This is a genomic window from Algibacillus agarilyticus (assembly GCF_003286125.1).
GTDB classification, from domain to species: Bacteria; Pseudomonadota; Gammaproteobacteria; order Enterobacterales; family Alteromonadaceae; genus Algibacillus; species Algibacillus agarilyticus.
The window spans coordinates 33151-44608 of the sequence record NZ_QMED01000019.1 but is presented as its reverse complement, the minus strand read 5'-3'; the positions used below and the strand labels follow the sequence as shown (position 1 = coordinate 44608).

General features: G+C 37.9%; 7 protein-coding genes. 3 read left to right on the top strand and 4 right to left on the bottom strand.

Annotated features, from left to right (window positions below; all coding sequences use genetic code 11):
• Nucleotides 1-27 precede the first annotated feature (27 nt).
• Nucleotides 28-1770 (bottom strand): winged helix-turn-helix domain-containing protein, encoded by a 1743-nt coding sequence (locus DPX34_RS14550; protein ID WP_111979177.1) that lies wholly within the window; start codon nt 1768-1770, stop codon nt 28-30.
• A gap of 184 nt (nt 1771-1954) precedes the next feature.
• On the opposite strand from DPX34_RS14550, the gene trxC reads away from it, so the two are divergent.
• A complete protein-coding gene (trxC, locus tag DPX34_RS14545; protein WP_111979176.1) occupies nt 1955-2389 on the top strand; it encodes a thioredoxin TrxC in 435 nt (144 codons plus the stop codon).
• 378 nt (nt 2390-2767) lie between these two features.
• Nucleotides 2768-5095, top strand: a complete 2328-nt coding sequence (locus tag DPX34_RS14540; RefSeq protein ID WP_111979223.1) for a beta-galactosidase — start codon at nt 2768-2770, stop codon at nt 5093-5095.
• Nucleotides 5096-5152: 57 nt separating this feature from the next.
• On the opposite strand, the gene DPX34_RS14535 is transcribed toward DPX34_RS14540, so the two are convergent.
• Nucleotides 5153-5689 (bottom strand): YgjV family protein, encoded by a 537-nt coding sequence (locus tag DPX34_RS14535; RefSeq protein WP_232824753.1) that lies wholly within the window; start codon nt 5687-5689, stop codon nt 5153-5155.
• 324 nt (nt 5690-6013) lie between these two features.
• The gene (locus DPX34_RS14530; RefSeq protein ID WP_111979175.1) at nt 6014-9031 is read right to left on the bottom strand and encodes a TonB-dependent receptor; all 3018 of its coding nucleotides are present in this window, start codon (nt 9029-9031) and stop codon (nt 6014-6016) included.
• Nucleotides 9032-9567: 536 nt separating this feature from the next.
• Here DPX34_RS14530 and DPX34_RS14525 point away from each other — a divergent pair.
• The gene (locus tag DPX34_RS14525; protein WP_111979174.1) at nt 9568-10290 is read left to right on the top strand and encodes a FadR/GntR family transcriptional regulator; all 723 of its coding nucleotides are present in this window, start codon (nt 9568-9570) and stop codon (nt 10288-10290) included.
• Nucleotides 10291-10350: 60 nt separating this feature from the next.
• Here DPX34_RS14525 and DPX34_RS14520 read toward each other — a convergent pair whose 3' ends face one another.
• Nucleotides 10351-11436 (bottom strand): hypothetical protein, encoded by a 1086-nt coding sequence (locus tag DPX34_RS14520; protein ID WP_111979173.1) that lies wholly within the window; start codon nt 11434-11436, stop codon nt 10351-10353.
• Nucleotides 11437-11458 lie beyond the last annotated feature (22 nt).

Sequence of the window (11458 nt, the reverse complement as noted above, 5' to 3'; positions counted from 1 at the left end):
ATTAAACTTTCTATAAAAAACTATAATTTAGAGTGTTAGTTCGATTCTAAAGGGGGCGAGCAAATTTTCAATTTGATATTTTTTGACTACGGCTCGGGCTAATTCAAGGTGCTGTTCGCTATTTTGTTTATTACCTAGCTTGTTTTCTACGGTTGAAAGTAAGCAGTGAGCGCTGGTCATTCCTACCGAAAATGAGATGCTTTCAAATTGGTTTAACGCGCGGTTAAAGGCTTGTTTAGCCAGGTTTTTTTCATTACTTTGTAGCCATAATTCTCCTTCAAGTTGCATGCTAAACCCTTTGTAAAACGGGGTGTTCTCTAATTTTAATTGTTTATTCATGAGTGCATGGTAATGCCAGGCTTCATCTATTTTATTTAGTTTGAATAAGTTGTATGCATGGCGATAATACAAACTGGCTTGGTTGTGGTTATTGGGTTGCAACTTATCAACTACTATTTGGCTGTAAAATATAGCTGACTTATAGTCATTTTTATATTGAAGCCAATCTATTAATACTCTATAGGCTTGTAGGTTGTTTGGTTCGATTGCGATTAAGCTTTTAAGCAGTTGTATACTGGCTGCTAGTTTACCTTGTTGCGATAAGGTAATGGCTTCAACGAATAGCTCATGATTAAACGCATTTTTTTGATTTACGGGGACGTTTTTTTGGTTGTATTCGGTTAAATTAGCGATCACATTGGCAAAATCACTTATCAAGCTGTTTAGGTCGCCGTTAAACAAAACACCGCGTTTGCTGTTATTTAAAAAGTGTAATTTATACACGAGCCTGAATTCACCTAAAGCGCGTGATAATTCAGATTCTATGATGATGCCAGCCCCGGTTATTTTGGTTAAGCGGGTTATTTGTTCTGCATTGTAGTTACGTTCCATATTGGCATTGCGCATAGACATCAATACGTAATCGAGTGGCATTACTTTTGTGTGATCAGCCGCTTGCGAAATTAATGTGTCCATCACGCCCATTGATACCCAATCGTATTTACGGTCAATGATCTGATTTTTAGTGGGTAAAATAAAAATAGTTTGGTGGGACGAGCTCTCTGTTTCATTGTTTTCTATATTTTCTTTGCGAGGTAACGTGGCATTGGCCGGCATTGATGTTAATGCGGCTGATGCGAGTGAAAAGGTGTTTTGTTGGGGCGTGGATGAATCAGCTAAAACTGGCGGTGTTAAGGTTGAAAAAGGCAATATTAAGCCAGTGTTAAAATATAAATAACCGACGATAAAGATCAATAAACCCAATAAGCTAAACCGGTGTACATTTTTAAACGATTGCTTGCCTGCCTTTATATTTTTGTTTGCGTTATTAGCTGTTGTTTGCGGTTGAGAAGGCTGTTTGTGCTTAAGGGGCGTGTTGTTATCGACCTTTAATACGTTGATTTGGCTTGTGTTTTGCTTACTCATTGGCACGTCTATTTGCGAGCAAAATTGTGTTTCAAGTGTGTGTTCTTGTAATGGGGCTATCCAGCAATAACCTTTACGTGGATGTGTTTGTATGACTTTGATTTTGGCAAATATTTTACGGATCTCACCTATTGATTGAAAAATAGCTTGATCATCAACATTCACATCATCCCAAATTTCATTTAGCAGCGTTTGTTTGTTGATCACTTGCTCGCGTTTATTAATAAGCATTAGCAAAAGTTGAAAGGTTTTAGGTCTAACGGCATGTTTTTTATCAGAGATGGTTATACTGTGATCATGACAATCAATGATGAAGCCTTCGCCTATATAATGTGTATTTAACATATTAAACCTATTGCTATTGTCTTAACTAAACTGACATAGTGTAAAACGATTGTTAACAATTAGGCAGTATTAAATTTGGGATTGGCGTTTTATTTACATTTTGACGAGCTTAAGAATAGACTCTTTGACTTGTTTTTATTAATCTCACGCGACTTTGCTTTAAAATTGACCCAACGGATAAAAAATGAATATTGTATGTGCTTCTTGTTTTACCACTAATCGAATTCCTGATGATCGTGATCATGCTTTAGCTAAATGCGGAAAATGTCAAAAAGGTGTTTATTCTGCTAAGCCTGTCGCATTAAGTGATACGACATTTTATCCATTTATTGAACGCAATGATTTGCCTATTGTGATCGATTTTTGGGCGAGCTGGTGTGGTCCTTGTCAAAATATGGCACCGATATTTGAACGTGTATCAACTGAATCTTCTCAGTTACTGTTTGCTAAAGTGAATACCGAACAAGCGCAAAAAATATCGGCTGATGCAGGCATTCGCAGTATCCCTACTTTGATCTTTTTTTATAAAGGGCAAGAAATCGATCGAGTTTCTGGTGGCTTAGCTGAACCCCAAATGAAACAGTGGTTAATGCAAGCTTATAATAAAATGGATAGTTAAGAGGGGAGGCTGATCTTAACTTGTCAGGCGGTTTAACGAGCCTTAAGTGTAAACCGCTAAAAACGCGAAGCTCAATTAATCTGTCATTAAGTTAACCGTAAGTTGTTGTATTAAATTTTTTAGCAGCACTTTTAGAACGCTTGAGTGTATTATTACCTTGAAAAACACCGTTACACCGTTACACCGTTACACCGTTTCATCATTTCGCATTTCTTGTTCGCTTTATTTCATTCTTAATTAATAAGCTTTTTTGATACAAAATATTATCTTTATGGCTAATTTTTGACTAAACAACGCACTTATTGTGTGTAATTTTATATTTATTGTGTATAGTTTGTTTATTGTTAACTAAATGTCGTTGTTATGTATTATTTAAGTATGAGTAAAAAAGCGAGTTTATTGGGTTTTGGCTTATTTGTTTTGATGGGGTGCAATGATCCCGCACAATCTCAAAAAAAGGCTGATTCACCTCGATTATCTTCTATTATGAGTTTTGAGGACGCACAGGCTGGCCTTGTGTTATCTGAAAATAACACATCTTTGTTGCTTGAAAATAGCCTGGGCAAAGTGATCTCAGGTGATGCTTCAAACGGGATTTTACAAGGTGATAAGGCTTATCAAATAACCTTACAAGCCAAAGAACATTACAAATCTGCATTTACACTTAAACCTAAAACATCTTGGAACTGGAGCCAGTTAGGGCATTTTAGTGTTGCCTTAAATATTACCAACCCCACTGAGCAATCTACGCATTTATTTACTCAAATAGAAGACGGTAAAAATCAGTTACATAATCGCAGTGTGATTATTCCTAAGCAATCAAGCAATACTTATTATATAGAATTAAGCGGTGATGATTTAGAGATTGAATCCGGTATTCGTTCAAACCCTCCGGCATGGCAATCTATCGATACTCCGTTTATTTGGCGCTGGGGCGTTAAGCAACTTGATTTAACCTCGATCAAACACATTAAATTTACAGTAGCGAGTTTACTGGCTGATCGCACTTTAGTCATTGATGATATTCGTTTAGTTAAAAACCCGACGAGTGAGCCTGACTACTTAGCGAATTTAGTTGATCGTCATGGCCAGCGAAATGGCATTGAGTACGCTAACAAAATTGCGTCTGATGATGAGTTAAAGCAACGCAGCCGTGCCGAGCTTGCCACGTTAACGGGGGAACGCTTACCTGACCGGTCTAAATTTGGGGGGTGGAAAAAAGGCCCTAAATTAGCCGCGACTGGATTTTTTAGAACTGAAAAAATAGATGGGCAATGGTCTTTAGTTGATCCAGAAGGCTATTTGTTTTATTCGATTGGCATTGCGAATGTGCGTATGGCGAATACATCGACGATAACGGGGATCGATTTTTCATCTCAACATATTGAACAGCGTACAAGCGATGACGTGACGCCAGAAGATTCTAAAGGTTTGAACACAATCACCGGCGAGGCTTTAAAATCTAAATTTGTTGCGTCTGATACACGTTTTAATATGTTTTCTTGGCTACCGACTTATGATGAGCCATTAGCAAAACATTATGGCTACCGCCGTGAAGTTCATTCGGGGGCATTAAAACAAGGCGAAACGTATAGCTTTTATCAAGCCAACTTAGAACGTAAATATGGCGCTGATTTTTTAACGCAATGGCGCGATACTACAGTTGATAGAATGATTGATTGGGGTTTTACGTCGTTTGGTAATTGGATTGACCCAATGTTTTATCAGTTAAATAGGTTTCCGTATTTTGCTAATGGTTGGATCATTGGCGACTTTAAAAAAGTTAGCAGCGGTGCCGATTATTGGTCGCCTTTGCCTGATCCATTCGACCCTAAGTTTGCTGAGCGTGCTAAAGCTACCATGGCCACGATCGCCGCAGAAGTTAAGAACAACCCTTGGTGCGTTGGGGTGTTTATTGATAATGAAAAAAGTTGGGGCCGAGAAGGTTCAATAGAGAGCCAGTACGGTATTGTTATTCATACCTTAGCCAGAGATAACACCGATAGTCCAACTAAAGCGGTGTTTAGTCGCTTAATGCAAAATAAATACAAAGATATTAATGCGCTTAATCAAAGTTGGAATACACAAATTGCATCTTGGCAGGCATTTAATAAAGGGGTGAAATTAAATACCTATACCGATGCGCAAATTGCTGACTATTCAGCCCTGTTATCGGCGTATGCCAATGAATACTTCAACGTGGTTAATACCGAACTTAAAGCGGTTATGCCTAACCATTTGTATATGGGGGTGCGTTTTGCCGATTGGGGAATGACCCCCGAAGTGGTGCAAGCGGCGGCTGAACATGCAGATGTCGTGAGTTATAATTTTTATAAAGAAGGTTTGCACCCTTCACACTGGCAATTTTTAGCACAAATTGATAAACCGAGCATCATTGGCGAGTTTCATATGGGGGCAACAGATACCGGTTTATTAAACCCTGGGCTCGTTCATACGGCTAGCCAAGCAGAACGTGCGCAAGCTTATAAAGATTATATGGCAACGGTGTTAGACAACCCTTATTTTGTAGGCGCGCATTGGTTTCAATATACCGATTCGCCGTTAACTGGGCGAGCGTATGATGGCGAAAATTACAATGTGGGTTTTGTTAGTGTAACCGATTCGCCTTATCAAGAAATGGTTGAGGCCGTTAAAGCGGTTGGTTCGACGCTTTACACACGTAAATACAAAAAGTTAACACAATAGCGGCTAGGCACATACTCAAAAATTTGAGTGTGTGCACTCTTTTTTTAATCTGACCTGTTAATTTATAGCGACTTCGGGTGTTTTAAATTCGACCTTTTTTTGTGCTTTTATTAAACGGTATATTGTAAATAAATTAACGGTGAACACCGTTGCTTCTAACAAGGTGCCGCCAATTGATCCAACAATAAAATTATTTGCCATCCATAAAACGGCACCGATTAATAAACCAAGCCGCAAGGCGATACCTTGTAAACAAAATAAAGAATAAGCCCCTAAGCAAGCCGCTATTACAGGCAGCCAATCTAAATAGCTTTGTGCAGTATAAAAGCCTATAAAAATAGATATTACAATGAATACAAAAGCGATTTTAAATGACTTATAAAAAATCGCTAGCCCCGTTCGTACCACACTAACACTGGCGATAAGAGCTGAAGTAAAAGCCCCTAGTAATAAAAAGTGCGAGCACAAACAGGCCAACATGATCATCATTAAGACTTTGAGCTTAATATCATTTTTTTGATAAAAACTAGCAATGCCAAAGCAAAAGCTAACCATACCTAATACTTGACCGTAAAAATAATTATCGAATTGCAATTGGGTTAAACCCTATATGTTTTAATGTGTATCATTTTACCACTACTTGTCTGATAAGCTGATAAGTTTTTGTCGGTTCGTATAGATCGCTTAAGACTAATCGATATCGTTTATTTAATAGGCTAGATTAACAGGGGAGATGTTTTATTCTTGTTATGTGCATTAACAATTTTAGGCATAAAAAAATCGCTTATAACCCATTGAGGTCATAAGCGATTATAAAGGCGTATAAAGTTGAATTAATACGCTGGGGACAATCTTATTATTAAATTCTAAATATTGAAGCCGTTATAAATTGCGTTATAACGACTCCAAGCTTTTGAATTACATGAATGTGTATTTGATTGAGGCGGCGAATACTTTACCTGAGAACTTAGTTGTTCTTGGTTGCCATTCGTTATCTTGATACTCTTCATACAAGTTGTCAGTTAAGTTATAGGCTTTTAAGCTGAATGATAAATCATCCGTAAAGTTATAATAAACTGAAGCATCTAGACGACCCGCTGCTTTAACACTTCTGTCAGCTGAACCATTTGATGTACCGGTTGTACGTAAATCGTAAGCTGTGCGATAGTTATAAGCGATACGAATACCGTAATCGTCTTGCTCGTAGTAGGCTATTGCATTATACGTTTCGTCAGAGATACCTGGAATACGTGATTCATCGGTATCATTTTGTTGTGTACGAGAATAGTTTAACACGCCCCCTAAGCCATTGAATGGGTAAGGTAAGAAGTCAAGATTCTGTTGAACTGATAACTCTAAACCTTTAACGCTGATCGTGTCTGGAATATTAACAATACCAGCCATTCTGACTTCACTACCGTCGATTAATAAATCCGGATCTTCTAGGCTATCGTTACCATCGGTTACACATGAACCATCTGATAATTCGGTTAATTTACCTAGATTTACGCCCGTGCCAACTAATGCTGAGCTATCACAAAGGCTCGCGGTTTTGAATAAGTTTTCAATTTCTTTGTTGAATAGTGCAAGTGTTACTGCGCTACCTTCACGGTTATACCATTCTAATGAAAGGTCAAATGAATCCGCTTCGAAAGGTTTGATACCGACGCCTGGTAATTGTACTTCAGCTAAACCTGGAATATATTTGAACTGTGACGTTGGTGATGCTGCACGCAAGTCAGGGCGAACAAGTGATTTGTTATACGCAAAACGTAACATCACTGATTCTTCTTCATCTAAGTTCAATGATACATTCGCACTTGGTAAAAAGTGGCTATATTCGTCAGGGAATACACCTTCTGGCAAGTTGTTAATGTCACCTGTACCCGCTAGCGGCGCACGAGATTCGGTTTCTGTTTTAACATAACGACCACCAAAGTTACCGTTAAGCAGGGTAGAGCCGATCTCTTGTTGGAAGTTTGCCATCGCGTATAGTGCATGTGAATCTAAAGAAGATGAGAATACATAACCATCTGCTTGTCTACCACCACGTTTGATGTAACCCATTGGTGTTAACACTGGCTCTTCACCTGCGCTTGATGCACCTACGTTAGTAATATCAATACTGTTAACTAACATTTGATTAACACTGTTAAAATCAAATGCTCTCCAACCAGCTGCGGCGGTTACAAAACCCGGTGCTTTGCCACCGAAGAATTCTTCTTCAGACGTATATGAAGGGTCACTGATCACTGAGCTAGTTAAAATACCCGTTGGATCAACACCGACCGATGAACCTTTTGCATAATCTGAATCTTGACTGACTTCGTTATAACGATAACCGAATTTAACACTGGTTAAAAAACCATCATCAAAGTCACGTTTGGCATTGAATTGAATAGAGTTATTTTCATGTTCAACACGCTCATAGTTACCCGTAATAATCATGTAAACATTTTTATCGCCATTTACGCGTGAATCTAATTTAGCTGTATTGGCAACGTTATTTTTAACTGACCAAACCGCGTTATCAAAATCCATAGCGCCATTTGCATTTTCTAATTTATAGAAAAAATCACCAATTTCGCCTTCACCTGTATATACACTACCGTTTATACCGGTCAATCTTCGATCACCACCACTGATATTTTCGTTATCAAGTCTTGAAGATAATAGTACTTCGTTACGTTGGTTTGTGGCATCAGAGATAGTGATTGCACCATCAAATGTCCATTGGTCTACAAGCCATTCTGCATCGAATAATAAGGCTGTTGATTCTTGTAATTGCGCATCTTGACGGTTATCAAAGTAGTAAGACGCATCATTAAATTCAACACCCGATAAAACATAGATGTTTTCGCCTGAAGTCCCTTTAGTATCGGTTAAGCGTGGCGCATATTCATCCATTGGTGTAATACCAACGTGTCTTTTATCTAAGCGCATTTCAAGTTGTTCTAAACGACTACCATCTAATTCACGTTTAGTAACAATCGTGTTAAAGCCTAAAGTCAGTGCGTCTGTTGGTTTGTATTCGATACCACCTGAGAAAGATAAACGATCACCGGTATTGGTTTCACTTTGCTGGCGATATTCACCCGGCATTTTGATGATTGAATCAGTAGCCAAGCCATTGGCTGTTTTCCAATCATCAAATGTACCGGCACCATTACCATTTGCATATTGTGTGCTCGACATCGTGTCGTAAGCATTTATTTTAATTAAATCTTGACGGAAAGTTTGCTCTGAATAAGCTAAAGTCCCGTTTACTGCTAATACATCTTCAATTAGGTGTTTTGAACCTGATACGACAAACTCTGGATTAACTGAATCAGCTAAACCTTCGTAACGGCCACCAATTTGAACTTTTAAAGTTTCTTTTCTATCAAGTGCGCTACGTAAACCTTGGTCTACAGTTCCTGAAATACCGCCTTCTTGCATTTCTGCAGATAACGCTTTAACAACTTTAATGCCACTGAAAACGGCAGGGTTGTATGCACCAAATGGGTTACCACTACCCGTTGCTGAACCTGAACCATTTCGAGTTGGTGTCGCAATCGATTGACCATTTGCTGTTGTTAATACAAAACTAGAAGGTAAACCACGTAAGTTAATGCTTGATTCACGACGGCCGCCTTCACGATTTAATTGAACACCCGGAACCGCTTGTAATGCTTCACCCATATCAAGTGCTGGTAATGAACCGATATCGTCAGCTGAAATACTATCTGAAATGGTTGGAGATAAACGTTTATCGTTAATCGCTGATTCTAAATTCTTTTTAAATTGTGATGTTACAGCGATTACTTCCATGTCTTCGTCATCTGCTTCAGCTTCTGCTGCGTGCACAATGTTACTGGTTAGCGCAGTGGCTACTGCAACCGTAAGTAACGTTCTTTTTAACTTAAGCGTTTTGTTAGTTGTTTGTTGATTTGGCATGACCCAGATCCCCTTGTGATAGTTTTATTGTTCGGCTAATTAATGTGTATGTGTTTGTGTTATTAGACGTCTCAGGTGCTAATATACAGTCGTTAATACTTTGCCGTCAAGTGGCCTTACCAAATAAATTATTACATTTCCTTAACTTTGAATCTTTATATTTTAAATATTTTAAAAAAAAAGCTTACTAAATAGTAAGTTAGATTAAAAAATAGACGCTTATTTAAATTTGAGTATTTTTGTTAGTACGTATGAGTGGTAGGCCACTTTTAGATTTAAACCGGTAATATAGGCAAGGAAATGCTGTTTTTTTTAGTTTGAATTGCCAAGTGTGATCAAGGTGTAAAGCTATCTTACTATTTATTATTTTTTGCTTTTGAATTATATAATCCACGTATCTACTGGCTTTAAGCCTGTTTTTTTATAAATATCATGGTTTATATTAGTTGTGTAATTAGTATTTATGGTAAAGTGGTTTTATATATAGATAGTCAAGGCGTTGATAGCCTTTTAACTATGGAAGCAAAGAGGTTGTGATGGGTATTAGTCAATTTAAAACGATAAAAACAGATCGTTTGTATGTAAAAGTGGCAGACCAATTAAATAATTTAATTGAAAATGACGTTTTTAAACCTGGTGAGCGTTTTCCTTCTGAGCGTGAGCTAGCAGAAAAATTAGGTGTAAGTCGTCCGACTATTCGTGAAGCCATGATCTATTTAGAGATATCGGGTGTTATCGAAATTCGCACTGGATCCGGTATTTATGTTGCGCACCAAGCTAAAAAGGTGATGGGACAACAAGCTGAATTAGATGTTAGCCAAGGTATCGGTTTATTTGAATCGTTAGAAATGCGTTATATTTTAGAGCCCGAAATGTGTGCACTGGCAGCTGCTCGTATTACCGATGAGCAAATTGCTGAATTACGCGCAATTATTCAAGAAATGGTTGTCGAAGAAAAATCACCTAATCCTGCCGAAAATGCTGATCGGAAATTTCATTTAGCCATTGCTAAGGCATCTCAAAATGAAGCGATTTATGAATCAATAAATTGGTTATGGGAGTTACGCGTTAAGTCGGGCATCAATAGTGAATTTTTAAAGAAAATACGCAAAGAAGGTGTTCACCCCTCTATTGAAGAGCATATCAAGATTGTTAATGCGTTAGAGCAACGCAACCCCGATAAAGCACGCACAGCCATGAAAGTCCATATCGAAAGCTCTACGGATAATGCGGCTGAGCATTTTGGGCGAGACGCTTAATGTATATGTAAGTCACCTGTATTGAACACATTCAATTTTCTAGGTGACTAAGATGCGTGTTTAAGCTTTGACCTTACACGCATTTAAAACTTGCTCGTATTGTGTAAACATAAACGTGTCATTAACGACAGAATCTGGCTGATTAAACTGTGGGTTATGTATTTTGAACGTTTTGCGTGTACCTTGCTTTAAATCTAATGCCACATCCGGGCAAACCCTTTCTAAAAAAAACTGATTAAACAGGCCTTCGTTAATCAATTTTAATAAGCCTGCTTTTATTCGTTTTGCTATTGCTGGATACTTAGGTGAAACATAATAATAAGTTGCTAAAGGTATATGCAAAAGGATATGTGAATCGACAATCAGATCAGGGTAGATATGTTTATACTGTTCTAGCTCTTGATATGCTTCGTTAATTCCACGATTAAAGGTTAAAAAGCGATCTTTTGCTAACATTCCAAATAGACCATCATAATTTGAACCTTTAAATAAGTTAAACTTGGCTTGCTGCATGGCGGGTAAAATTGACCATTGCAGGCCAACGCCTGTTGGAATACGAGCCAATTGATCGATAGACGAAATATCGTTTAACAAATTTTCATTATGTTGGCGCACAATAAAAATACGTAATCCTTGAATACCCCGCCGAATAGGAATTTCGACAGGGATAAGTTGTTGATCCCAAATAGGTTGTGCAGCTTCAGCCACGACATTAAGAAACTCACCTTTTTTAAGTTCAAGTAATGCTCGGTCTCTTGTCATGACTTGTGGGGTTTGTATTATCTGTGTTTCACCAAACTCGGGGGTTGTTTCTAGCACGATTAAAGCCAATAAATCATAGGCATATTTGTAGCGGATATCGGTTTCAGATAATGGTTTATTAATCACTATTTTTGTAGGTTGTGCATAAACCGAGGGATAATACAGGTTAGCTAACACAACTATGAATAGGCCAAACAGCGCATAATTTTGCCGTGTTTTTAATGCGATTGTTTTGAAAGTGATTGTTTTGAAAGTGATAAGAAAATAAATAGACGAGGTAAAGCCGTAAGTGCTTAAATTCAAACCTGTTCGAATTGTCGCTTTTGCAAAAAAGATATAAGCATTGTGATAGATTACACATAAAGCAAAGTAACATTTCAGCATGAGTCTCAGACATACCTTATTT